The sequence below is a fragment of the Colwellia sp. BRX9-1 genome, assembly GCF_014077195.1.
Taxonomy (GTDB): Bacteria; Pseudomonadota; Gammaproteobacteria; order Enterobacterales; family Alteromonadaceae; genus Colwellia_A.
In genome coordinates this window covers 57,365-80,815 of the sequence record NZ_JACGVM010000004.1, presented here as the reverse complement: position 1 = coordinate 80,815, position 23,451 = coordinate 57,365, and the positions used below count along the sequence as shown (strand labels likewise).

Annotated in this window: 24 protein-coding genes; 10 read left to right on the top strand and 14 right to left on the bottom strand. The window is 37.8% G+C overall.

What is annotated here, in order from left to right; genetic code table 11:
* Positions 1–212 precede the first annotated feature (212 nt).
* The 4 genes from H4J76_RS05965 to H4J76_RS05950 form a co-directional block, all read right to left on the bottom strand.
* A complete protein-coding gene (locus H4J76_RS05965; protein WP_182221844.1) occupies positions 213–710 on the bottom strand; it encodes a glycine cleavage system protein R in 498 nt (165 codons plus the stop codon).
* 36 nt (positions 711–746) lie between these two features.
* Positions 747–1,127 (bottom strand): PilZ domain-containing protein, encoded by a 381-nt coding sequence (locus H4J76_RS05960; protein ID WP_070375936.1) that lies wholly within the window; start codon positions 1,125–1,127, stop codon positions 747–749.
* 157 nt (positions 1,128–1,284) lie between these two features.
* Positions 1,285–2,964, bottom strand: a complete 1,680-nt coding sequence (ettA, locus tag H4J76_RS05955) for an energy-dependent translational throttle protein EttA (protein WP_070375937.1) — start codon at positions 2,962–2,964, stop codon at positions 1,285–1,287.
* A gap of 209 nt (positions 2,965–3,173) precedes the next feature.
* Positions 3,174–4,490 (bottom strand): leucine-rich repeat-containing protein kinase family protein, encoded by a 1,317-nt coding sequence (locus H4J76_RS05950; RefSeq protein ID WP_182230255.1) that lies wholly within the window; start codon positions 4,488–4,490, stop codon positions 3,174–3,176.
* Between the two features lie 272 nt (positions 4,491–4,762).
* Here H4J76_RS05950 and H4J76_RS05945 point away from each other — a divergent pair, with 272 nt between their 5' ends.
* Entirely contained in the window at positions 4,763–5,218 is a 456-nt protein-coding gene (locus H4J76_RS05945) for a hypothetical protein (protein ID WP_182230254.1), read from the top strand.
* A 154-nt stretch (positions 5,219–5,372) separates the two neighbouring features.
* Positions 5,373–6,974: a YdiU family protein gene (locus H4J76_RS05940; RefSeq protein ID WP_182230253.1), complete on the top strand. Its 1,602-nt coding sequence runs from the start codon at positions 5,373–5,375 to the stop codon at positions 6,972–6,974.
* 128 nt (positions 6,975–7,102) lie between these two features.
* Here the strand turns inward: H4J76_RS05940 and H4J76_RS05935 are convergent, their stop codons facing one another.
* From H4J76_RS05935 to H4J76_RS05925, 3 genes are all read right to left on the bottom strand, one after another.
* Complete coding sequence (locus H4J76_RS05935; protein WP_146796287.1) at positions 7,103–8,284, bottom strand: chorismate mutase; 1,182 nt, start codon at positions 8,282–8,284, stop codon at positions 7,103–7,105.
* A 200-nt stretch (positions 8,285–8,484) separates the two neighbouring features.
* Positions 8,485–8,877: an MAPEG family protein gene (locus tag H4J76_RS05930; protein WP_070375942.1), complete on the bottom strand. Its 393-nt coding sequence runs from the start codon at positions 8,875–8,877 to the stop codon at positions 8,485–8,487.
* Positions 8,878–8,929: 52 nt separating this feature from the next.
* Positions 8,930–11,341 (bottom strand): penicillin acylase family protein, encoded by a 2,412-nt coding sequence (locus H4J76_RS05925; protein ID WP_182230252.1) that lies wholly within the window; start codon positions 11,339–11,341, stop codon positions 8,930–8,932.
* 182 nt (positions 11,342–11,523) lie between these two features.
* On the opposite strand from H4J76_RS05925, the gene H4J76_RS05920 reads away from it, so the two are divergent.
* From H4J76_RS05920 to msrQ, 4 genes are all read left to right on the top strand, one after another.
* Entirely contained in the window at positions 11,524–12,075 is a 552-nt protein-coding gene (locus tag H4J76_RS05920; protein WP_182216498.1) for a DUF2058 domain-containing protein, read from the top strand.
* A gap of 121 nt (positions 12,076–12,196) precedes the next feature.
* Positions 12,197–12,559 carry a glutaredoxin gene (locus H4J76_RS05915; protein ID WP_182216499.1) on the top strand — a complete coding sequence of 121 codons (363 nt, stop codon included), beginning with the start codon at positions 12,197–12,199 and terminating at the stop codon, positions 12,557–12,559.
* Positions 12,560–12,661: 102 nt separating this feature from the next.
* Positions 12,662–13,681, top strand: coding sequence for a protein-methionine-sulfoxide reductase catalytic subunit MsrP (gene msrP / locus H4J76_RS05910; RefSeq protein ID WP_182230251.1), 1,020 nt, complete (start codon positions 12,662–12,664; stop codon positions 13,679–13,681).
* 81 nt (positions 13,682–13,762) lie between these two features.
* Positions 13,763–14,356 carry a protein-methionine-sulfoxide reductase heme-binding subunit MsrQ gene (gene msrQ, locus H4J76_RS05905; RefSeq protein WP_182221838.1) on the top strand — a complete coding sequence of 198 codons (594 nt, stop codon included), beginning with the start codon at positions 13,763–13,765 and terminating at the stop codon, positions 14,354–14,356.
* Between the two features lie 61 nt (positions 14,357–14,417).
* Here the strand turns inward: msrQ and H4J76_RS05900 are convergent, their stop codons facing one another.
* The 3 genes from H4J76_RS05900 to H4J76_RS05890 all read right to left on the bottom strand — a co-directional run bounded on the left by H4J76_RS05900 (position 14,418) and on the right by H4J76_RS05890 (position 17,668).
* Complete coding sequence (locus H4J76_RS05900) at positions 14,418–16,646, bottom strand: M4 family metallopeptidase (protein WP_182230250.1); 2,229 nt, start codon at positions 16,644–16,646, stop codon at positions 14,418–14,420.
* A gap of 343 nt (positions 16,647–16,989) precedes the next feature.
* A complete protein-coding gene (locus H4J76_RS05895; protein WP_182230249.1) occupies positions 16,990–17,349 on the bottom strand; it encodes a hypothetical protein in 360 nt (119 codons plus the stop codon).
* A 40-nt stretch (positions 17,350–17,389) separates the two neighbouring features.
* Positions 17,390–17,668: a peptidylprolyl isomerase gene (locus H4J76_RS05890; protein ID WP_070375959.1), complete on the bottom strand. Its 279-nt coding sequence runs from the start codon at positions 17,666–17,668 to the stop codon at positions 17,390–17,392.
* Between the two features lie 247 nt (positions 17,669–17,915).
* Between H4J76_RS05890 and H4J76_RS05885 the strand changes: the two genes are divergently transcribed.
* Positions 17,916–18,809, top strand: a complete 894-nt coding sequence (locus H4J76_RS05885) for a hydrogen peroxide-inducible genes activator (protein ID WP_182230248.1) — start codon at positions 17,916–17,918, stop codon at positions 18,807–18,809.
* A 174-nt stretch (positions 18,810–18,983) separates the two neighbouring features.
* Positions 18,984–19,352 carry a hypothetical protein gene (locus H4J76_RS05880; protein ID WP_182230247.1) on the top strand — a complete coding sequence of 123 codons (369 nt, stop codon included), beginning with the start codon at positions 18,984–18,986 and terminating at the stop codon, positions 19,350–19,352.
* 30 nt (positions 19,353–19,382) lie between these two features.
* On the opposite strand, the gene H4J76_RS05875 is transcribed toward H4J76_RS05880, so the two are convergent.
* The 4 genes from H4J76_RS05875 to H4J76_RS05860 are packed head-to-tail and all read right to left on the bottom strand — an operon-like array spanning position 19,383 to position 21,733.
* The gene (locus tag H4J76_RS05875) at positions 19,383–19,778 is read right to left on the bottom strand and encodes a CBS domain-containing protein (protein ID WP_182221833.1); all 396 of its coding nucleotides are present in this window, start codon (positions 19,776–19,778) and stop codon (positions 19,383–19,385) included.
* Positions 19,775–20,125: a P-II family nitrogen regulator gene (locus tag H4J76_RS05870; protein WP_070375962.1), complete on the bottom strand. Its 351-nt coding sequence runs from the start codon at positions 20,123–20,125 to the stop codon at positions 19,775–19,777. Before H4J76_RS05870 ends, H4J76_RS05875 begins: the two co-directional genes overlap by 4 nt.
* A gap of 4 nt (positions 20,126–20,129) precedes the next feature.
* Positions 20,130–20,996, bottom strand: a complete 867-nt coding sequence (locus H4J76_RS05865; protein WP_182216510.1) for a DUF1538 domain-containing protein — start codon at positions 20,994–20,996, stop codon at positions 20,130–20,132.
* Positions 20,996–21,733 (bottom strand): DUF1538 domain-containing protein, encoded by a 738-nt coding sequence (locus H4J76_RS05860; RefSeq protein WP_182216512.1) that lies wholly within the window; start codon positions 21,731–21,733, stop codon positions 20,996–20,998. The genes H4J76_RS05865 and H4J76_RS05860 overlap by 1 nt, the downstream gene beginning before the upstream one ends.
* 282 nt (positions 21,734–22,015) lie before the next feature.
* On the opposite strand from H4J76_RS05860, the gene H4J76_RS05855 reads away from it, so the two are divergent.
* On the top strand, positions 22,016–22,393 hold the full coding sequence (locus H4J76_RS05855) for a PA2779 family protein (RefSeq protein WP_182230246.1): 378 nt from the start codon (positions 22,016–22,018) through the stop codon (positions 22,391–22,393).
* A 40-nt stretch (positions 22,394–22,433) separates the two neighbouring features.
* Positions 22,434–23,378 carry a PA2778 family cysteine peptidase gene (locus H4J76_RS05850; RefSeq protein ID WP_220465996.1) on the top strand — a complete coding sequence of 315 codons (945 nt, stop codon included), beginning with the start codon at positions 22,434–22,436 and terminating at the stop codon, positions 23,376–23,378.
* The last annotated feature ends 73 nt before the right edge of the window (positions 23,379–23,451 follow it).

The window sequence follows — 23,451 nt, the reverse complement described above, 5'->3', positions numbered from 1 at the left end:
ATTTTTAGTTTTTTAGTTTAGTAGCTAGGAGTTAACAGTAATTTTACGTGAGCATTATTGAAGGGGAAAGAGGGGGAATCTTGTTTACTCGATCCTTTTTAACATTAGGGTTAAGCCAGTCTATGAATAAAATATCACGGGATTATCAAGCCCAAAGAAGTATTGATAAGTGGGCTAATAATACCGTGTAGATTAAGTTACTATTCAACAGATTAACGAGAAATATCAATCATTAAATCGTCAGCAAGATCTTCTAATGCATTTATTAAGCTTGGTGTTTGTTCTTTATTAACCGCTAAGGTTATTTTTGCTTTAAATAGTGGCTGGCCAGTATGTGGCGCATTATCTTGCTCGCTGACAAGCTTTATCATGTTACCGCCTTGATGGTGAATAACCGCAGATATTTCTTCTACAATACCTTCTCGATCGTTTGCTGTTAGCTCTAAAACTACCGGTGACTCATCGTTAATTTGGCTAGGGGTAGTCTTTTCGATAATGACTTTAAAACCGTCCAGTGTCGTAATTGCACGAGTTAGGGCTTCACATTGAGCTTGCGCTACCGCTATTTCAAGTACACCAGCAAAACAGCCGGACAAATGATGCAAACTACTGGTTTGCCAGTTACCTTGGTGTTGTTTAATGACTTTGGATAAGGTTTCGACTAAACCAGGACGGTCTTTGGTAATAAATGAAATAACTAAGTGATTCATAATGTTCCTCTATAAAGCAAGGCGATTGCCATCATATTAAGCAAGGCGTGATAATTGTGAAAGTTCTTTATGTAACTGGCTTTCATCACCTAAATTTAATTCAACTAACCGTCTTAAATGGGTCACACTGTCAATATCGATAGCATTACATTGCAAGCCTACTTCACACTGTAAGCCTAGCTTGTCATTTTCTTCATGAACGACAGCAATATGCATTTCAACGATCGATTCGCCATTAACTAAGTCAAAATGTAATAAGCCTAACTTACCTTTTAATGACTTTTCAGCTTTAGGCATAGTGACCAAAGCGCCATTAAGTGAAATGTCGTGGATAGTAACTGGATAATTCTGCTGTTCAACCTCTAATATCGCATTGATTGAAAACAAAACTCGCGTGAATTGACGTCTATTTTCCATTGCTTAAGTTCAAATTATAAATGGGTATCTTTAGCATAGCTCCCTTTTAGCAAAAAGGCACTTTATTCGTGTGGATTTTTATAAAACCACAAAAATAAAGTGCCGATAACTATTTAATAACTAATAGGTAATTTAAAAATTATCTATTAACTTTAGCTTAGCCAATTTTTTTGTATCTAATTCTGTGAGGCTCAGTAGCTGCAGGGCCCAATGTTTTCTTTAACCAAGCTTCATAGTCAGTAAAATTACCTTCATAGAAGTTAATTTTACCTTCATCACGGTAATCTAAAATGTGAGTTGCAATGCGATCAAGGAACCAACGGTCATGCGAGATAACCATGGCACAACCGGGGAACTCTAACAACGCTTCTTCAAGCGCACGTAAGGTTTCAACATCAAGATCGTTGGTTGGTTCATCAAGAAGTAATACGTTACCGCCGGTTTGCACTAGTTTAGCTAAATGAACTCGGTTACGTTCACCACCCGACAACTCACCGATGATCTTTTGTTGATCGTTACCTTTAAAGTTAAAACGGCTGACATAAGCACGGCTTGGAATTTCAAAATTACCAATTTGTAATATCTCATGGCCTTGAGATATTTCTTGGTAGACGGTTTTACTATTGTCCATGTCATCACGGAACTGATCTACACTGGCAAGTTTAACCGTATCACCTAGCTCTACATTACCCGAGTCTGGTTTTTCTGCGCCTGACATTATTTTAAACAATGTTGACTTACCTGCGCCGTTTGGTCCGATAATGCCAACAATAGCACCTTTTGGCACACTAAAACTTAAGTCATCAATGAGCACTCTGTCACCAAAAGATTTTGTTAAGTTATTAACATCTAAAACCTTATCCCCTAGACGAGGTCCAGGTGGAATGTAAAGTTCGTTGGTTTCATTACGTTTTTGATGATCTTGACTATTAAGCTCTTCAAAGCGCGCCATACGGGCTTTACTTTTTGATTGACGAGCTTTTGGATTTGAACGCACCCATTCAAGTTCTTGCTTAATGGTTTTTTGTAGTGCACTTTCACCTTTACTTTCTTGTGCAAGACGTGCGTCTTTTTGTTCTAGCCATGAAGAATAGTTACCTTCATAAGGAATACCGTGCCCTCTATCAAGCTCTAGAATCCAACCCGCTACATTATCAAGGAAGTATCTATCATGGGTAATTGCTACCACAGTGCCTGGGTAATCGTGTAAGAATCGCTCTAACCAAGCAACAGACTCAGCATCTAAATGGTTAGTTGGTTCATCAAGTAATAACATGTCTGGTTTTTCGAGCAATAAACGACAAAGCGCGACACGACGGCGTTCACCACCACTTAGTACCGCGATTTTTTGATCCCATTCAGGTAAGCGTAAAGCATCAGCCGCACGTTCTAAAACGTTATCAAGATTATGACCATCTTGCGCATTAATAATATCTTCTAAATCGCCTTGTTCTTTGGCTAAGGCATCAAAATCAGCGCCTTCTTCTGCATATTCGTTATAGACTTGGTCTAAACGAGCCATAGCATTTTTAACTTCAGCAACCCCTTCTTCAACAGCTTCACGCACTGTTTGGCTTTCATCAAGTTGAGGCTCTTGCGGTAAGTAACCAATTTTTGTACCGGCTAAAGACGTTGCTTCACCTTCAAAATCTTTATCAACACCTGCCATAATTCGAAGCAGCGTTGATTTACCTGAACCGTTTAAACCTAAAACACCAATTTTAACGCCAGGGAAAAATGAAAGACTAATATCTTTAAGTATTGTTCTTTTAGGTGGAACCACTTTTGATACGCGGTTCATCGACATGATAAATTTATCTGGTAATGGTTGTGCCATGAAAAACCTTATTATTTGAAGGAAAAATTAACTTGTCGATATTTTAGGTTAAAGGGGCTGGGCAAGCAAATGTGTTTGAATCGTTTTAGCGCTGGTGTTTAAAAAAAAAGCGGTTTGTAGATGATAAACTGGTTTTAAAAGAGAGCTTCTAAAACCAGTTATTCGATCTCACCGGTTATACACTTAATAATATGAATTAAAAAATCAGGTTAAACATGTACTTTTAATTGCTCAACGATAGCGATAAAGGTGGGTCTTTTAAACGTATCGGCTTGCATACAACGCTCTTTTATTATCAACAGCGCTTGGTATTGCGCAGTGTTTTCTAAATGAACAGACAAAGGCAATAAATCATCTAATAAACAGCCTAAAGCTCTCACTTCTATCGCTTGCATTGCTTTTTGTTGTGTTGCAGGCAAAACCTTTAAGTTAGAAGCGGCGCCAAAATCACCAAACAGCATATTTGCGTTTTCATCGACCATAGTATTATGAGCATAGATATCACCATGGCTGACTTTATTTTCATGTAAATGACGTAAAGTATCAGCCATGCTAAGGACTATTTTTATTATCTGACTTGTTGTTAATGTGGCAGACTTAGGAAAAGTATCACGAGTACAGCTTGTTAACGAAGGGGGTAAACCTAAGTTATAAAAACGCTGAGGAATTAACTCCATAATTAAAGCAAGTTGCTCTTTCGACATGATTTTAGCAATGACTTTGATTAAGTTTTTATGTTCACCGGCTTGCAAGCAATTATTTAGTTCATCAATAGGGTAACCATCACTGGTTATTTCACCTTTAAAAATCTTTACTGCTATATCGTCATCTGAATCAATGGTGATAGGTTTAGTTAACCATGTTGCTTGATGAATTATCCCTGATGCGCCTTCACCTAATTTTTGTTTTAGTTGAAAGTCTTGCTGTGAAACACTTGTCATCTGATCAATCACTGGTTGAACACTGCGCGTTAACTTATTACCCGAAAAAGCTAGCCACGCCAATTTAGGTAGTTGAAAGAGCCAATCGGGAAGTGTGACTAATTGATTAGCCGAAAGACGTATTAATTCTAAATTTTTACAGTTCTGCATACTATCGGGCAGTTGCTGTAATTGATTGCCAGCCAATGCTAATTTTTGTAAACGGCTTAGCTTGCCGACTGAATGGGGTAGTGCTGATATTTTATTATCAGTTAATATCAACCAACGTGTTCCTGTTGGCAGCACGTCTTCATCTACTCGGCTTAATTGATTACCCTTGAAACTGATCATTTCTAGTTGTGGGCAAGCCGCTAAGACTTCAGGAATACTTTTAAAGTTATTATTAGTTAAAAATAATATCTTTAACTTCTTCATTGAAGAAAACTCACAGGGTAAAGCCGTTAATTTGTTATTTGCTAAGTCTAATACTTCAAGAGAGTTTGCTAATGAAAAGATTTTTTGCGGAAATTCAGTTAAATTCTCACTGAGGGTTAAATGCGTTATATCTGAATATTTACCTGAATTGAGCTGGGCTAATGTTTGCAAGATAAAGCCTAATAGGGCGCTAAAATTTGCCGCTATTTTACCGTTAAACTGAACTAAGCTAAAGTGCTTTAATATTTTTGGCGCTAAAATTTGCCGTTAAACTGAAATAAGCTAAAGCGCTTTAATATTTTTGGCGTAAATTGGCTGTCCTTATGCGAGTATGAATGATTGTTTCCTGTTTGGTTAACGTTAAAGCGATTATTGTCATAATGACTTAACTCCTTTATTAACCTTAGTTTACTCATTTACCTTTCGATAAAATAAGAGTCGCCATGTATAAAATACAAAAAACAATGATTATTACCAGTGTCGTGATAGCTTTTTTCGTTGGTGTTTCAGCGAACGCACAGCATTACCAACAAGATATCGATAAAAATAGTATTGTAACGTTTAAACAGGTTATGCAGGCATTGTTATCTGACACCAAGATGATCACACAAGGAATTATTTTAGAAGACTTTAGCCTTGTTGAAAGTGCAGCACAGGGGATTATTAATCACCCAAAACCGGCAATGTCGCAACGGAAAAAATTGATGAGAGCCTTAGGATCAAAAGTCGCTACATTTAAAGGTTTTGACAAAGTTGTTCATGGTGGCGCTATCAAAATTAAGCAAGCGGCCAAAGAAAAAAATATGGTTGTTATTGTCGCTGAATATCAAAAATTAATACTGGGTTGTCAATCTTGCCATAGCACTTTTAAAGCTTCACTGACGATAGCTTTGCAATAGTGAGTGCTAGCTTTTACCTGAGTAGATATTACTTTTTAATGATATTTATAAGTGAATAACCTAAATCAGCTTTTTGTTTGAAATGAATATTGCAATATAGAAACTGACAGTCAATAATTCCCTTTCAATTCTATTTTTCAATTAGTCGCTTATTTTGTCTTACTTAGATTTCAATATTGATAATAGCTTTTCTTCACAGTTACCTGAAGATTTAGAAGAGTCTATTTTTCCGCACCAAGTTCATGCCGCTGCTTTTTCTTGGGTATCGCCTAAAAGAACGTCAAATCCACAGTTGGTTACGACTAGTCGTGATGTTGCCTCAATATTAGGGTTAAGCGAAGAGCAGCTTAAAAGTGATGAATTTTTACAGTTGTTCACGGGGAATGTCGTGCCTGAAGAATTTGCCCCTTATGCGATGTGTTATGGCGGACACCAGTTTGGCCATTGGGCTGGACAATTAGGTGATGGCCGCGCCATTAACTTAGCTGAAGTAAACACCCCCTTAGATGGCCATAAAGTTCTCCAGCTAAAAGGTGCAGGACCAACACCGTTTTCACGAACGGCTGACGGCTTAGCGGTATTACGTTCATCGGTACGAGAGTTCTTATGTTCAGAAGCGATGTTTCATTTAGGTATTCCTACCACCCGAGCACTGAGTTTATCGTTAACCGGTGACAGTGTCGTTCGGGATATGTTTTATAACGGTAATGCGAAAGCTGAATTAGGCGCTGTTGTCTGTCGAGTGTCATCGTCATTTATGCGTTTTGGAAGTATTGAGCTACCGGCTTACCGTAAAGATAAGGCTTTGTTAAAGCAGCTCGTTGATTATTCGATAAAACGAGATTTTCCGCATTTATTAAATGACCACGAAAATGACTCGGTACAAGGTTACTTAGCTTGGTTTGATGAAATTGCCCAACGCACTTGTCGATTGATGGTGCATTGGATGCGGGTTGGTTTTGTTCATGGCGTAATGAATACCGACAATATGTCATTAATCGGTGAAACGATTGATTATGGTCCTTATGGTTGGATTGATAATTTTGATTTGTCTTGGACACCAAATACCACAGATGCCCAAGGTAAGCGTTACAGCTTCGGCAAACAGGGTGAAATTTCACAATGGAATTTATTTCAATTAGCGAACGCTATCTATCCATTGATAGAAGAATCTAAGCCACTAGAGGTGATATTAAATAATTACAGTAAAACGTATCAACAACAGTGGCATGAAATGATGTCGAATAAACTGGGTATTACGGCTGAAGATATAAACCATAAAGCGGACACAGCATTGTTTTTAGCACTTGAAACCTTGTTGGGTGATATAGAAACAGACATGACTATTTTTTATCGTTTACTGGCTGATTTTAGTTACGACAAAAAAGTTAAAGCAAATAACGTCAATCATTTTGCCGATTGTTTCTATCTAGACGAGCAGTTAACGCCACAGCATCAAGCACGTTTTTCTTCTTGGCTAGAAAGCTACGCTAATCGAATTCAGCACGACGAAAAAACAGCAGCACAAAGAAAAGCGGCGATGAATAAGGTGAACCCTAAATATGTATTGCGTAATTATTTAGCACAACAAGCCATTGAGCTTGCAGAGCAAGGTGATTTTAGTAAATTACATGAATTACAAAAGGTTCTGGAAAAACCTTATGATGAACAAGTTGAGTTTCATCATTACAGTGAGAAACGTCCTGAATGGGCGAGAAATAAGGCGGGTTGTTCGATGTTATCGTGCAGCTCTTAAAGCGTTGTTGAATAACGCTTAAAACTAAAACCTTACCGACCTGTGTTTTTCACGAGGTCGAGTAAGGTCAATATTGCTGGCGTAGAGACTTTATCAAAGCCATTAACTTAAAAGTTAAGCGACAACGGCTAAGCGTTTATCGCGCTACTTGGTACACTGGTTGGGCTAATATGTTCAATAGGATAACAGCCTAATATTTTAATGAAATTGGTAATTGAGGTTATTTCATTAATTGCCTCTTGCAGTACAGCACTCTTCAAATTGGCTTCAACATCAATATAAAACATTTCTTCCCATGGTCTCCCTTGAATAGGTCTAGATTCAAGTTTACACATGTTGATACCTTTTGCTTTTAAAATAATAAGACAATCAACTAAGGCACCTGCTTTTTGTCCTGTTGCCAAAATCAATGCCGTTTTAGCCGGGATTTGTTCAGCGACATCAATAGGTTTACGAGCGACTAAAATAAAGCGACTGTGATTTTCTGCTTGGTTAGCAATCGACTTTTCTAAAGCATGAAGCTTGTAGAGATGACCACCTTCTTCACTGCCAATAACGGCGACTGTAGGGTCTTGCAACTCATACGCTTGGGCCATTGCATCAGCGGTACTGTCACAATATTCGATGCGAATGTTTTTTTGTTTGTCGAGAAAATTACTGCACTGAGTAAAGGGTTGTCCGTGCGCGTAAATCGTTTTTATTTTGCTGAGTTGGGTATTTACTGCGGTTAATAAGCAGTGCTCAATAGGCTGAGTTATCTCACCAACAATTGACAAGTTAGTGTGTTGCAGGGCGTCATAAACTTCGTTAATACTACCTGAACTGGTATTTTCAATGGGCAGCATACCGTAATCTACATGGCCAGATTCGACTTGTTGCATAATTTCTTTGAAACTTTGGCAACCGTATTCATTGATTTTTGCTGCACGGCGTGAAAAATATCTATGACTGGCTAAATAGCTATAAGAGCCCTTATTACCTAGAAAAGCGACGCTAACCGTAGGCACTTGGATATTGGGGTTGGCCAATGTTTGTAAGTAGGCTTGTTGATTTAATACTGAATCTTCAATAATTGTTTGATAAACGCTGGTAACATAGTGAGCGTCTAAACCAAGCACTTTACCTTGGTTAATTAAACGTATTAATAATTCTTGCTCGCGTTGTTGATCGCGAACGGGGCGTATCTGATGCGCTTTACTTTTTGCAACACTGAGAGTGAGAGAACGGCGTTGAGCAAATAACTCTAATAATTGCTGGTCAAGTTTGGTTATTTTTTCACGAATTTTATTCAGATCTAAATCTTCACTCACAGTACTTCCACCCTATATATTATTTTCGAAAATGGTTAAAAAGAAAGAATCCTGATGTTTTAGTAAAGGAAAGTCATGAAGGCGACTAAAACAAGCTATTAGCTAGGATATATAGCATTACTTTAGCGAGGGCGAAGAAATTGTTCAAGCCTTTATTGCTAAAGGCTTGTATTAAAAAAATCTATAATAGAAATAGATTTTTAGCTTTGCGGAAAACATTGCCAAATAATGGCAAAAGAAGACACGGTTGCTACTCCCCAGACAATTGAGCGCAGTAGTCCAATATTGAATAAATATAATAAGTTGTAAGCCACTCGAGCGACAACGTGGGTAATTGCTAAGAAGGTTACACTGTCGGTTATTGTATTTGTGGTTATTGCGAGTAAAACCGCAGGGACAAAAATAATCAGTGATTCAAAAGCATTTTGGTGAGCGGCGAGTGCACGGGCTCCAAAGCCAGTTAGTTTTGCTTGTTGCGCACGCGGGTGGTTATTGTCATAACCATCGAGTTTACTCATAGCTATTGCGACAGGGGCTTTAGCTAAATAAGGCAATAGAGTGGCTGCAAATAAACACCAGATAAGAATCGTCATACTTTTCCTCTTTTTATATTGTAGATATTAATTTTAATGTTGAAAATTTAGCTTAATAGCTCAGTAATGTCAGTGTATATTTTGTCTCACCCGGTAAGAAAGGTGAGGGCTTTCCTTGTACCCAATCATCATGACCTAAACCATAATAAGGGCTCCACGGGTGGCCAGACTGGCTGGTTGGCATATGTAATATTCCTGAGGCCTCATGACCCGGTGAAACCACCATACGCTGAGAGGCACCAAAAGACTTTCCTTGGACACGAGGCATATAGCTATCGCCAGCAAGAGGTATTGGCAGCATATCTAACCAACGACCAATAAAGGGTATAGCGTTACTAAGTGGGTGTTGTATTTTACTGGTGTTTTGTTGCCCCCAAGTCGCTTTAGCCAATGGTTGGTCTTGGGTCATATCCGTTAAGGTGGTAGAGAGTGCTCGCTCAAAAACTTTTTGCCAGTTATCTTCGGGCAACCATAAAAAGTTGCTTGGTTGTTCATTAATCATTTGCCAAAGCGGTGTTTCTACTTGGTGGCGAATGGTGTGAAAAGAGTAGCCATTATCTAAGTGAGTTAAGTTTTCGTTGAGTAGGCTAAAAACATCATTACGCACATTCAAGCGAAAATTATTAACAAGGCGATAAGCAACCGAGTCTGTGCATGCACATAAATTATCAGTATTAAGGGTTTCTTTCACTGCTTGCCAACGCGGATGATTGATAATTGCGTCTGGTGTTAGTACTTTATCAATTAAAAATTTCTGCCAGCGTTTTAAAAAAATGGCGCGGTCATCCAGCGCAATATCAAGTAAGTTTTGTTCTGAAAATATCTCTTTTGCAAGCAATCCCTCTCTGATTTGTTGTGCCCTTGCACCAAGTGCATAACCGCCGTTGCCTAATTTTTCTAACATTTCCCCGCCAACCACACGAGCATTTGCGGTCCATAAACGATTATTTTGCGGATTTTTAATTTTAGGATACAGATCCGCTTTTAAATATCCCTGCCAATGATTGATACCGTCACCCCAATGTGTAGGCGTTTCGCCAAACGAGGAAGACTTTTTTGGAATAGGCCCCATGATTGTCCAGCCAATATTTCCCGCTTTATCTCCGACAACTAGATTTTGTGCCGGAATACCTGCATGGTTAGCAATGTTAAATGCCTCATCAACGCTAGTGGCTAATTCGAGTTGAGTTTGGTGCAGATTTACGGCTTGTACATCATGAGCAACCCAGCGATAAGCTAATAATTGTTGGCTGTTGTTCGTTCCTATAACTGGCCCCCAAATTGTTTCTTTGACTATGATTTCCTGCGCGTCTTGACCTTTTACCGCAATAACATGTTTATGCTCAGTAAAGTCTTGATAGCCTGCAGGTGTTAAGTATTGGCTCTTATCTGCATTGGTATCTAAAATAATTATATCGCTCCAATCGCCGTAACTATTAGTAAACCCCCATGCAATATTACCGTTACTGCCAGCAATGATATTAGGTGTTCCCGGGAGGGTCAGTCCTGTTACTTTGATGGCTTTATTGTTATCGCTTTGATATTCAAAGGTTGCCCGAAACCAAGTGTTTGGTACGCGTATTCCTAAATGCATATCGTTAGCAACAATAGCACTTCCTGTTTTACTTATTTCCCCCGATACCGCCCAGTTGTTTGAACCTGGGAACTCCTCACCTTGATACCTTTGCTCAGGTACATCTGTTACTAAATTTTGCACCGTATTAGCAGCTAAAGCATCTTGTTCAGATGAGGCTGAAGGCCATGCACGTGTTGGCATTTTACTTGATGGATATTGACTACCATCAATGGCTGCATCCCAGATACTGCCTTTAGGATTCAAAAATTTAAAGACATCTTCACCTAAGGTGTTTTTTATATTTCCTAAGGTTCTTTCACGGTCACCTGCCGCATATTGCAAGTCCATGTACATACTTAATACGGTTAATATGGTGTCTTCTTCTTGCCAAGAAACGGGAGCTTGTTGAAGTAATAAATATTCAAAAGGAGGTGAACTTAAATTATTTATGCCCTGATTCACACCACGGGTATAGGCTTTTAATAAGGCTAAATCTTTTTCAGGAAGTTGTGCAACTATGGCTCTAGCACGCTCACGAAAACGATGACGGCGGATCTCTTTATCATGTGGCAAGGCTTTTTCGCCAAATAAGCTGGCGAGTTCACCTGCTGAATTACGGCGCAGTAAGTCCATCTGAAAAAAACGTTCTTGGGCATGTATAAACCCTGTGGCGACTGCAACATCGTTACGTTTCTTCGCTTTTATGGTGACAATACCCTGACTATCGCGCTCAACAATGGCCGTATCACTCAAGCCAAGTAATGTTCGCTTTCCTTCAAGTACCGGTAACGCGCTATCAATTTGGCTGTAAATCCAAGTACCTAAACTTGTAACAACTAAAAATAAGATCAGCAAGAAACCAATTAATATATGTTTAAATCTATTCATAATGTGGTGTATTTAGGATATTTAGACGTGCTAGATTACCTTATTATTTATAAAGTTAACATTTAATGATAGAAGATTATTATCGGTTTATGTACAAAGAAAAGCCGAGCTACTTTTTTATTGCTATTTTTCCCGATAGAATAGCAACAATTACTATTGATAAACCTAATTAAGGAGTTTGTATGGCATCTTTACAAGATCAGCTATTAAAAGCAGGCTTAACGACTAAGCAAAAAGCGCGACAAGCAAATACAAGCCAGCGTAAATCAAATAAACAAAAACGCAGTGGCGTAGCAAAAGACGAAAGTTTACAAGAACAAGTAAAGCAAGACTTAGCTAAAGCTCAAAAAGAAAAATTGGCGAAAGACACCGCGCTCAATGAAGAAAAAAAGCAACAACTCGCCAACAAAGAAAAAATGCTACGCATCCAACAAATACTCGAACACCATCAAATAAAAAATGTTAGTGGTGAAACAGAATATAATTACACCTTTAACAGTAAAATTAAAAAGTTATTTGTTAACGCGGTTACCCATAGAGCTTTAGTTAATGGACGATTAGCGGTTTGTGGGTTAACCGAACAGAGTTATTTAGTGACAGCTGAAACCGCAGCAAAAGTAGCGACTTTAGATGCTAGTGTTATTTTAGTACAAAATGATAAAGTGGAAAGTGATTTAGTTGAAGCTGACGATCCTTATGCCGATTATCAAATTCCTGACGATATGATGTGGTAGATAGCCATTTGCGCGAAATGAAAGCAGTGTTAACCAAGTAGTTATGTTAAACTCGCGCAAAATTAGGGTGGCTGTTTTTAGACAGTCTAGTGTTTTTTTTTAAATAAAGAGAAGTTGATTTATGTTTATTGTTCGCTGGATTATTGGTCGTATTATCTTATTGTTAAATTTTGTTTTTTCACCGAGCGGCCCAAAAAGAACAACTCAATTGCAAGCTGAAATAGATACAAGCACACAACACTTGAGCTTATATCAATTACCCGCTTGTCCTTTTTGTGTGAAAGTTCGTCGTTCTATAAAACGCGATGGTTTAAATATCGAATTACGTAATATTAATCAAAATGAGAATTATCGTGAAGAGTTAATCAAAGAAGGTGGAAAACGTACGGTACCTTGTTTGAAAATCACTGATGAAAACCAAAAGGTTACTTGGTTATATGAATCTTCTGCTGTGGTTGATTATTTACATCAATTTGCCCGTTAATTGATAGAACAGTAATATTATTTTATAAATAATGAAGTATTTCTCTATTTCTCGGGTCTATTGGTTTATCGTTAGTTAATTAATAACCTGAGAAGTCGCTTTATGTTAATTAAATCTCTTGGAAAATCTGCACTAAAAGAACATCAAGTTACCAACGAAAGTGTTTACTTAAAGCGTAGGCAGCTTATTAAGCAAATGGGTTTCTTCGGTGCCGGTACTTTATTATCTTCAACTATATCTAGTACTGTAAACGCCCAAGGTTTAGATTTTTTTTCATCAGAACCAGAAAACACCTTTCAACGTTATCCTTTAAAGTTCACGGCTGACGCTACTAATAATACTGAAGTGCTGACACCTGAAGCTAAGGTAACCAGCCATAATAATTTTTATGAATTTGGTATAGGTAAAAACGATCCCGTTAATAATGCGCAAAACTTCAATATTAAACCTTGGCAGCTCACGATAAGTGGTGAGTGTGATAAGCCTTATACTTTAGATTTAGATGATTTAACGAAAAGTTTTGCCCTTGAAGAGCGTATTTATCGGCTGCGATGTGTAGAAGCTTGGTCAATGGTTATCCCATGGGTTGGCTTTGAATTATCAAAACTATTAAAAAAGGCACAGCCGAACTCTCGGGCTAAGTATATTGCTTTTGAAACCTTACACGACCCAGAACAAATGCCAGGACAAGCAAGTAGACGGATGGGCGGCGGTATTGATTACCCTTATGTGGAAGGGTTACGTATTGATGAGGCGATGAACCCACTTACCTTAATGAGTGTCGGTCTCTATGGCAAAACATTACCAGCACAAAATGGTGCGCCAATCCGTTTAGTGGTGCCATGGAAATATGGTTTTAAAAGTATTAAATCGATTGTTGCAATAAAATTTGTTGAACATCCTCCTGCGTCAACATGGAATATTTTAGCCCCTAACGAATACGGCTTTTATGCCAATGTTAATCCTGACGTTGACCATCCAAGGTGGAGTCAAGCCAGTGAACGAAGATTAACTTCTGGCGGATTGTTTGCGCGTAACCGTATCGATACTTTGCCTTTTAATGGCTACGGTGAGGAAGTTGCCGATCTATATAGAAACCTTGATTTACGGAAAAACTTTTAAAAATAGCGACAGGGTAAAATCGTGAGTAGGGGCTTTATTGCCCCACTAATCTGTAGTAATAACTTGAGTCGTATCATCTCTATGAAGTATAAAGTTATTTTGTTTAAAGTTTTTGTCCACCTCGCGGCTTTTTTACCGCTAGCCAATGCTTATTATCTGGCTTTTACTGATCAACTAGGCGCTGATCCAGTTGAGGCCATTATTCATTTTACCGGTATTGGTGCGTTTAATTTATTGTTGTTAAGTTTAATGATAACGCCTTTAAGTAAGCGTTTTAAAATATCAATATTATTAAAAGTTCGCCGTTTAGTAGGCTTATATAGCTTTACTTATGCTTTCCTACATTTAACCAATTTCCTAGTGTTTGAAGTGCAGTTTGATTGGTCACTATTTGTGAGTGAAATACTTGAACGACCTTATATTACTATTGGTATGGCGGGGTTATTGATTTTGTTAACGCTTGCGATAACATCAATTTCGTTATTAAGAAAAAAAATGGGTAAAAATTGGCAAAAGCTCCATAATTGGGTTTACTTAGCTGTTGTTCTTGTTGGGATTCATTTTTATTGGTCGGTAAAGTCTGAAATCATAGAACCGAGTATTTATCTTTTTATTACTTTTCTTCTTTTAGCACTTCGTTTTAAAAAACTAAATAAGTGGATAAAAAAAGACTAGCCAAAAGCACCGGCTAGTCTTAACTTATTTATTATTTATAAAGTAATGACTATAAGTAAGTTTATGGATTTGCTTGCAATGTTAACGTCATACCTGAAGCTGTACTATAGCCAAATATATCTATATACCATGTACCTGCAGCAGGGTTTGTAAAGCTACAGCTTTCATTGTTACCATTTTTATAAGGTCGACAATCATAGGCAGAAGCTGTTGATTGTGCTCCTCGGCGAATATATAAGTCAGCATCACCTGACCCTCCTGAAAGGCTAATAGTCAGATCGGCATAACCTGCAGGTAAAACTTGAGTAAAGCGCTTCCACTGTCCTTTTGATACAGCAACATTCGACTCTGAACCATTAAGCGCAGGATTTCCTGTAGCAGCTTCTGTAAAACTACCTGTTAAGCTAACTCCCGAAAATGCTGAATAGGCTTTGACTCGAACATAATATGTTCCACCCGTTGATGTACCTGCACAAGACTCTACATTTCCGCCTTTATAAGGACGACAGTCATAGCTTGAATCGGTAGGTGCTGAACCAAACTTAACATACATATCAGCATCACCAGAACCACCCGTTGTTAAAAAGCTGATATCTGTTGCGCCCGATGGAACTTCCATCGTGTAAACAACGTCTGCATTTGTTGACGCACTTAGGTTCGTGGCAGCAACACCATTGGTTAATACATTACCCGTTGGAGGTGTTCCTGTTGTCGGACAAGCACCAACACCTACAGCACACCAAGCCGTTTCTACTGCTGTTTTTTCGGTAGCACCATATAAATCTTGTGCGGCTTGAGCTGTTGCCGCTCTTGCACCCGCAAAATTAGTATTTTGATTCATGTAGGTAACAAGTGCACGATAGAAAATCTTTTCGGCCTTTGCCATACCTATACTGGGTACTTGTGCCGTTGATTTGTTGCGCGGATGAGTACCACCGTCTACCAACAAAACATAAGCTAAATTAGCAATACCTGAGTTACCGTGAACACCACCTTGGTCATTACTATTACTTGGGTTACTTACAAAAGGAATGCGCTCTGGGTACCAATCTTTTGAGTAATTATCTTGAGTTGGATTATCCATGTAACGTAAGGCCTGACCTTGAGTGTTATATAAACCATCTCCCAATAACCATGAAGAACTTGTTGTGCCATTACGGTAAGCTTCGGCTGAGATACCAAGAATATCTGACCAAGCTTCGTTTAAGGCGCCTGATGCATTGGCATAAATTAGGTTTGCCGTTTTATCTGTGACACCGTGTGTTAATTCATGACCTATGATATCAAAGTCACTGGTAAAGTCGTTCATGCCACTAGATGCTTGACCATACATCATTTGTGAGCCCGTCCAATAAGCGTTGACTACACCTAAATCAACACTAGATACGAGTGTCATTCCATTGTTATCAAGGCTGTCGCGACCAAATTTACTTTGATAATAGTCATATACTTTTGACGCGCCATCATGTGCACGTTGTGCTGCGGCGTTACTGCCACAACTTTGTGTGTTAGTACATAACAAAGTACCTGGAGCCGAGTTTGCCGAACCGCCATTAAGCGTGTATGTCCGCCAATTTTTAGCAGAATGTACTTGTGGCTCTCTCGCTAAGATTTCAGAAGTATTCACATCAAAGTATATAAAATCACGACCAAAGTCTTCACCGCCATTATCCCATGATACTTCTAGTCTATAAGCGAGTTTAGTTTCTTCTGAAAGTGGTAGGTACACGTAAGCAAGCTCAGGAATATTTAACACGTCTCCAACACTTTCAGCAGCAACCAGTGCTTGTGCAGAGTCATTGCTTAATGCACTAGCGTTGTTCATTACTGAAAACGAAGGTAATGAATTAGTGGCTAATTTACCCGTAACTTTATAAACGCTACTTGCACTGTTACTTGCGTTAAAAGTATTTATTGGCGAATTAGTATGCATAATCATACTTGTACCATAAACTTTAATACCGTTAATCGTTTGATCAAAGTGAGTATGGCTTTTACCTAATTCATCAGTCCATTGGCGTCGAACTTTAAATTTTTCATTACCAACTGAGCCGTATGAGCTTTGATTTGAAATGATGTTTTGAAAGGCTTGTTCTGCAGGGTTTTTGATTACCAGTGGGTAATTTCCAAGCACTGGACTTGGGCTTGTTGGTGCCATAACCGGTGTTCCGGTGTTTGTTTCTTGTTGCAGTGAACTGGCGCTCATTTCAACAGCTGTTGCGTTCATTGTTGCAGCGGTAAGTGCTGCGCCAATAAGGAATGAAAGTTGAGAAATCTTATTATTTTGCATTAAGTGTTCCTAATTTTACTTAATTTATACTTGCATTAAAAGCCAAGTGATATTTTTATTTTCCTCCCTCATTCCTTTGATTAATTTGTCCTCCAATGGCCTTGAGGATTTTTTAGCCAGTCTTTGCTGACAAATCAACCGTAACATTGATTTAACATCTTTAGCAACAAATTGATCTATTATTAATATTTGATTAACAACTATATCAATAAATTATTGTTTAAAAAAATTTATGCGAAGTGATATTTGTGAAATAGGCAATGATTTATATAAGGAAAAATAAATAAAGATTCGAGAAAATAATAAAAGTATCTAACAAATTAATAAGGTATTAACGCGTTCGTTAATTAATAAAGGTTAGCGTGTTGGGTAGGCTATTGTTTAACGTTACAAAGGTAACCTTAGGTTGTTCTTGGTTATTAGGTACTATGCCTTCAACAAGCGCGACAATGGTTGTTGATGGTGCATTAGCACTTCTAGACGTTACGACGACAGAAACGAGTTTTCGCCACTGGCAACCAACAAATCCACAAATATCACCAAGCTCGAGTTGCTGGTAAGTTATTTGAAAGTTAGTGATAGATTTATCAGCAAGGTAATGAATTATTTTTTTATCTGCTTTTACCGCGTCAATTGCAATAGAATTAGCTTGGCAGTGATTTGAAATCGATAAAAGAAGCATCAATATTATAATTTTTGCCATTGATAACCTTTCCTTTATCGATTTTTGAGCAAACTGACTATTAAGAGCGAGCCGTTACTTCTAATAAATGATAACCAAATTGCGTTTTTACTGGTCCTTGAACTGTGTTTAAATCAGCAGTGAAAACCACTTCATCAAATTCTGGTACCATTTGACCACGGCCAAATGATCCTAAATCTCCACCTTGCATTTTTGAAGGACAGTTTGAGTGCTCCTGCGCTACAACCGCAAAATCTGCTCCATCTTCGATTTGTGCTTTAAGCGTTAAACATTGCTCTTCTGTATCTACTAATAAATGACGTGCTGATGCTTGTGACATGTTGCTTCCTATATGATGGTGTAAATTAATCCTCTAACTTTACCGTATCTTTAGAAAAAATTAAAGAAATCGATGGATTGAATTAATATTCATCAACTTTATACTCGATTTATTGATTAAAATGACAAGTTAACAATAAATTTATACTTTTGTCCTAGGGTCCTTATTCGGTGTTTGTTAAATCATAATCGTTTTATTTAATTGTGATGTGATAAATTAATCGTCATTACCCTTTGGACTTTGCCTTATGTTTTTACCGAATCTTAAACATTTACGCTATTTAATTGCGCTTTACCAAGAACAAAATTTTCATCGAGCAGCTAGTGCATGCTTTGTTAGTCAGTCAACCTTAAGCAGCGCTATTCTAAAATTAGAAGAACAGCTAAATTGTCAATTAATTGAACGTGACAACAAATCTTTTTTATTTACTACTCAGGGCATTGAAGTTGTTGAAAAATCCCGACAGTTATTAGTCTCGGCCAACGAATTAGTCAACTTTGCAAAACAACAAGGTAGTGAGTATACCGGCACCGTACGTATTGGTTGTATTCCAACGATTGCGCCATTCCTATTAACCGATTTTGTACGCGCCTGCCAAAGTAAACTTCCTGATTTAGCCTTGTTTTTACGTGAAGATACTACTGAAAACTTAATGAAGATGCTTAATAATGGTGAAATAGATGTGTTGATTCTAGCGTTGCCAATAGCAGTAAACAACTTTCATTGTCGATTAGTAGGTAAAGACAGGTTTTTTATGGCAGGTAATAAAAGGCTAGTAGAGACCTTTCAAAAAACAGACAGTTATAAACATTTACCAGAACAGAGTATTTTCTTATTATCATCAGAACATTGCCTTACTGAGCATGCCTTGTCGGCATGTAAACTTGCTGATAAATCGCGTATTCATTCTTTTTCTGCGTCAAGCTTGTCAACATTGGTACAGATGACCGCTTTTCATCAAGGTTTTACTTTTTTGCCTGAAATGGCGGTAAAGAAAAATATTGGGGAAAATGAGGGGTTAACCATTGCACCATTAGATCAAGATTATTATCGAGAAATTGGTGTGTTATGGCGAAAAACGTCAATGAGAAATGTTTTATATAATCAATTGTCAGCTGTGATAACTGACTTATTAATTTAATTAATCAAACTAACTAATCGATAACTCAGCTCACGGTAACGATTTATTGAACAATAGCTAAAGCATTATTTGCTAGTTAATTATAGTTAAGTGGTCTTTGTTTGTTCTAGCATAAGTTAATTTTTATACTGCTTGTTATTATAATTGGGTTATCGTTATTTTAGGAAGTTGTAGATGTTATTTTTGTATTTATATATTGGCTATTGTTTGGTTAAACTTTACTCAGTTATTAATGTTCTATCACAGCAAAGTCTTGCTTTGTCAGCCATTATATTTTCAATAGTGGTCTTCTTTATTTGGTCTTTTATACCTGTGTTAGGCTATTTGTTGGCCAAACTTATCGGAGCAAAAGGGCAGTCTAGTGGCTATATTTTATTTATTATCGGTGTGGGTGTTGGCTTATTAGAGAATGCTTTATTTTATTTAAATGTTATTACACCTTATCAGGGAGACACCGGCACATTAATCGTTATGGGCGTATTTTTTATCACCGCTTATTTTTCTTTTAAAACGCCAAGATGTTTTACTCATAATAAAGCCTAAAGCATCACCTTAGACTTTATAACAGGGGTGCTATTCTATCTGGCTAAAAACCATATTAATGTAATCAACCATGCCAACAATTTCATTGTCTGCAACAACGGGGGCTAAGTGAATGCTAAAGCGTTCAAATAACCGAGCGCAATATCTTACATCCATATTTGGGTTAACACTTAAGATAGGTTTTGCCATTATTTCATATAAGTTTACCCGGTCGGGCGAACGGTCTTTTGCTAAGACCTCTTTCGCAATATCAGCAAGCATCACTAAACCGTATTCATCTTGAGGATTACGCTTATTGATAATTAAGGCATTAACATTATGCTTTTTTGCTAATTTAATACCTTCAGCAACAGTCATCATGCCATCAGCAAATTGATAGTTATCAGTGGTCATTGCATCTTTAACTTGTACTAATTTATGGATCATAGTTCTTCCTCAACTTTGCCTTTTAAGCGTTCTACTTGATGAGCTACGCCAACAGCATCTTCGACATTTAGTTGAATCGCAATACCTTTACCCGGATCTTGGTCAAACCCTGCGATTTTACTGATCCGTTCTAGAATTTTTCTTGATAAATGTTCTTCAACGACAAAAAGTAATACGTCTCTTTGTGTCTCAAGTTGCATACCAAAAAAGGTTCTTTGGCGTTTAATACCTTCACCTCTAGCATTATTTATTATCGTTGCGCCAGTGGCTCCAGCCATTCTGGCGCCTTTCATAACTTCGTCTGTTACACCGTCGTCAACAAATGCGACAATTAGTTTGAATTGCATGTGATCACCTGTTTAATTTATCTTGTCTTGAGCTTTTTGAGGGCTCTTGTTTTTTTCTTAAGCTGCGTTTATTAATATTAATTCGTTTTCTGTTTTCACTTTTTCGTTCGATTTGTTGGGCTTTTGCTTGGGTTAATTGTGCATAAGCCATTACAGCAATAATAGGAAATAAACTGGCAAAAGCGATTAAGCCAAAACCATCAATCAGTGGACTACGTCCCGGAATGGTACTGGCTAAACCTAAGCCTAAAGCGGCAACTAAAGGGACTGTGACTGTTGATGTGGTTACACCGCCAGAGTCGTAAGCCAGAGGCACAATTAGCTTAGGACAAAAAAAAGTTTGAATGACGACAACGATATAACCAGAGATAATATAGTAATGAATAGGATGACCAACCACGATTCGATAACTACCAAGGGCGATACCGATAGCAACACCAATCGCCACAGATATTCGTAAACTATTGGCCTTTATGGCTCCACCAGAAACTTCTTCTGCCTTTATTGCTACAGCAATCAATGACGGCTCAGCAATTGTAGTGCTAAAACCTATTGCAGCTGCAAAAATATATACCCAGAAGTAATCTGACCAATGAATACGAGTTAATACCTGTTCGCCAGTATGGATAAATTCTGGCGCTGTTAATTGTGTTGCCATCATTTTACCCAATGGAAATAAGGCTTTTTCTAGACCCAGTAAAAATAAAGCTAAACCAATTAATACATAAATAAAACCAAAGCCGACTTGTTTAATATGTGGAATGGGTTTGCGGATCACTAATAGTTGGAAACCTAAAATAATTGACAGTATTGGCAGTACGTCAATAATGGTGTTTTTTAAGGTAATTAAAAACTCAAAAAGTAAAGCCATTAATTGATCACCATGCCGTAAATCATCACAAAAACCATCGGGGTTAATGAAGCTAAAGCGATTAAGCCAAAACCATCGGTCATCGGGTTTCTACCTTTGATTGCAGAAGCTAAACCAACGCCCAGTGCAGTGACTAAGGGAACGGTAATGGTTGATGTAGTCACGCCACCTGAATCGTAAGCAATACCGATTATCCAACTTGGAGCAATCATTGTCATCATCACTACAAGTACATAGCCTCCCAAGATGAGGTATTGAATTGGCCAGCCACGTATAATACGTAATACACCAATCACAATGGCAAGCCCTACGGCAAATGCAACAGTAAAACGCAGTCCATTTGCATAGGAAATTTGTGCGGCTAAAGTATCTTTTATAATGCCACCAGAGGCGGCCACACTTGCTGCTTCTTTGGCTACAGCAATTAATGAAGGCTCGGCAACGGTGGTGCCAAAGCCCAGGCAAAAAGCGAAGGTAAGTAACCAACTAATGCTGCCTTTTTTTGCAAAGGCTTGTGCCATAGATTCGCCAATGGGAAATAGTCCCATTTCTAGGCCATAAATAAAAAAAGTCAGGCCGAGCACAACTAATGCTAAACCTACTAAAATATCACCAATATTTGGCATGGGTTGTTGGAGAACAGCAAATTGAAAAAAAGCGATCACTAAAATTATTGGCAGTAAGTCTTTGCAACTACCGAGTAATGCTTTTAAAAAAACGATAAGCTGTTGATTCATAAGAATAGTGTTTTAGTGGGTTTAGGGTATTATATAAAATGTGAAAAGTATTACTTTGTGCTGAATCAAACTAATTGTTTTATTTAAATTTAAGCTAAGCACAACGGATTAACCTTATATAAAATCAAGATGTCGCCTAACATTGTTAGGGTTTTCAATTATCTGTGCTAGAGTCATACTTTGATATATAACGGTTTGTGACTGGCTAAAGTAATTAACGCTTAGTCGTTAGCCTTATTTTATTTTACAAGTATCACTATTAATCATTAAGCGAGCAATAACATGAAAAAAATATCAATAGTATCCTGTGCAATATTTACTGTGTTGTTTAGCATCTCAAATGCTTTTGGCGCAGTTGTCCCTTCAAGCAATGTTATTCAACAGCAGCAAAGTTTGTATAACACCCAACAAGTTTTAAGCTTACTTGATGGTGCAGAAGTTCAAGAAAAGTTAGTTTCTTTGGGGGTTAATGTTGCCGATGCTCGAACTCGAGTGGCTAATATGACACAACAAGAACTCAATACTTTTAATTCAACCCTAAACGATATGCCTGCTGCTAGCGGAGTCGTTGGTACTATAGTCACTGTGCTAGTGGTTTTAGCTGTTTTGGATGTAATGGGTATAACTGATGTTTATTCATTCATTAGACCCATAAATTAAATTATAGGTGTTAAATTATACCTTTTGTAAAGCTGGCCTATTGTTCAGCTTTTTGTTTTTAGCTAATGGCTGTGCAACGCCACCGCAAAGCAAGGCACTCTTGGCTTCACCGCCTGACATTACGGCTAAACATCAAATTAACAACGTACCTTTCTTCCCCCAGCAAGATTTTTTTTGTGGTCCTGCAACGCTGTCTGAAGTTTTTAATTATTATGGGGTGGAAAAAGATCAACAAAGCTTAGCGGCTGAGTTATTTGTTCCAAAGTTAAAAGGTAGCTTTCAAATTGAGATGGTTGCTGCTGCTCGTCAAGCTGGTTTTGTTGCTTACGCACAAGAAGGTAATTTGGCTCAGTTATTGTCGTTAGTTAGCGAAGATATACCTGTTGTTGTTTTGCAAAATGTCTCAACGCCTTGGTATCCGATGTGGCATTATGCTGTGGTTACCGGTTATGACTTAAAAAAACAACTTATTACCCTGCATTCGGGTGACCTTGCTAATAGAGTTGCTGAGTTTAGTGTTTTTGAAAGAACATGGGCTAGAGGTAAATATTGGCTTTTAGCTGCGCTCCCCCCGACTAAAGCCAGTCAGTATTTGAAGCCATTCATTTATACGCGCGCAGCCCAAGATTTAATTTCAGTAGGGAAAAGCTCAGCGGGCATAACAGCGCTTACCCAAGCAACCAAGCAATGGCCAGATTATTGGCTACCTTATTTTTTATTGGGTAATTACTTTTTAAGCCACGATGTAAAACAAGCAAATTTTTGGTATCAACAAGGCTATAAATTAGCAACACAAGAGTCTGCTTACCTCAATAATTATGCTTATGCATTAAATGCGATAGGCTGTAACCAATTGGCAAAACAAACGATTGAACAAGCCTTAAGACTCGCACCGAAAGACGCTAACATTATTGATAGCCAACAAGCTATTTATCAAAGTAAAGAAACTGCACAATGTTCGATGTCATCTGTTTCACTGCATTAATGAGTTTAGCTTTTTCATGAACCTTTTAAAATTAATACTATGCGGTCAAGGAGACCTATTAATAACAAGTTCC

Bases quoted from the DNA above. Each gene is read 5' to 3' on its own strand.
- msrQ (WP_182221838.1), top strand. From the start codon at position 13,763: ATGAAGTATAAAGTTATTTTGTTTAAAGTTTTTGTCCACCTCGCGGCT.
- H4J76_RS05875 (WP_182221833.1), bottom strand. From the start codon at position 19,778: ATGATCCATAAATTAGTACAAGTTAAAGATGCAATGACCACTGATAAC.
- H4J76_RS05855 (WP_182230246.1), top strand. From the start codon at position 22,016: ATGAAAAAAATATCAATAGTATCCTGTGCAATATTTACTGTGTTGTTT.
- H4J76_RS05960 (WP_070375936.1), bottom strand. From the start codon at position 1,127: ATGGAAAATAGACGTCAATTCACGCGAGTTTTGTTTTCAATCAATGCG.
- H4J76_RS05890 (WP_070375959.1), bottom strand. From the start codon at position 17,668: ATGTCACAAGCATCAGCACGTCATTTATTAGTAGATACAGAAGAGCAA.
- H4J76_RS05880 (WP_182230247.1), top strand. From the start codon at position 18,984: ATGTTATTTTTGTATTTATATATTGGCTATTGTTTGGTTAAACTTTAC.
- H4J76_RS05900 (WP_182230250.1), bottom strand. From the start codon at position 16,646: ATGCAAAATAATAAGATTTCTCAACTTTCATTCCTTATTGGCGCAGCA.
- H4J76_RS05945 (WP_182230254.1), top strand. From the start codon at position 4,763: ATGTATAAAATACAAAAAACAATGATTATTACCAGTGTCGTGATAGCT.
- H4J76_RS05920 (WP_182216498.1), top strand. From the start codon at position 11,524: ATGGCATCTTTACAAGATCAGCTATTAAAAGCAGGCTTAACGACTAAG.
- H4J76_RS05860 (WP_182216512.1), bottom strand. From the start codon at position 21,733: ATGAATCAACAGCTTATCGTTTTTTTAAAAGCATTACTCGGTAGTTGC.
- H4J76_RS05930 (WP_070375942.1), bottom strand. From the start codon at position 8,877: ATGACGATTCTTATCTGGTGTTTATTTGCAGCCACTCTATTGCCTTAT.
- H4J76_RS05915 (WP_182216499.1), top strand. From the start codon at position 12,197: ATGTTTATTGTTCGCTGGATTATTGGTCGTATTATCTTATTGTTAAAT.
- H4J76_RS05895 (WP_182230249.1), bottom strand. From the start codon at position 17,349: ATGGCAAAAATTATAATATTGATGCTTCTTTTATCGATTTCAAATCAC.
- H4J76_RS05925 (WP_182230252.1), bottom strand. From the start codon at position 11,341: ATGAATAGATTTAAACATATATTAATTGGTTTCTTGCTGATCTTATTT.
- H4J76_RS05885 (WP_182230248.1), top strand. From the start codon at position 17,916: ATGTTTTTACCGAATCTTAAACATTTACGCTATTTAATTGCGCTTTAC.
- H4J76_RS05965 (WP_182221844.1), bottom strand. From the start codon at position 710: ATGAATCACTTAGTTATTTCATTTATTACCAAAGACCGTCCTGGTTTA.
- msrP (WP_182230251.1), top strand. From the start codon at position 12,662: ATGTTAATTAAATCTCTTGGAAAATCTGCACTAAAAGAACATCAAGTT.
- H4J76_RS05870 (WP_070375962.1), bottom strand. From the start codon at position 20,125: ATGCAATTCAAACTAATTGTCGCATTTGTTGACGACGGTGTAACAGAC.
- H4J76_RS05865 (WP_182216510.1), bottom strand. From the start codon at position 20,996: ATGGCTTTACTTTTTGAGTTTTTAATTACCTTAAAAAACACCATTATT.
- ettA (WP_070375937.1), bottom strand. From the start codon at position 2,964: ATGGCACAACCATTACCAGATAAATTTATCATGTCGATGAACCGCGTA.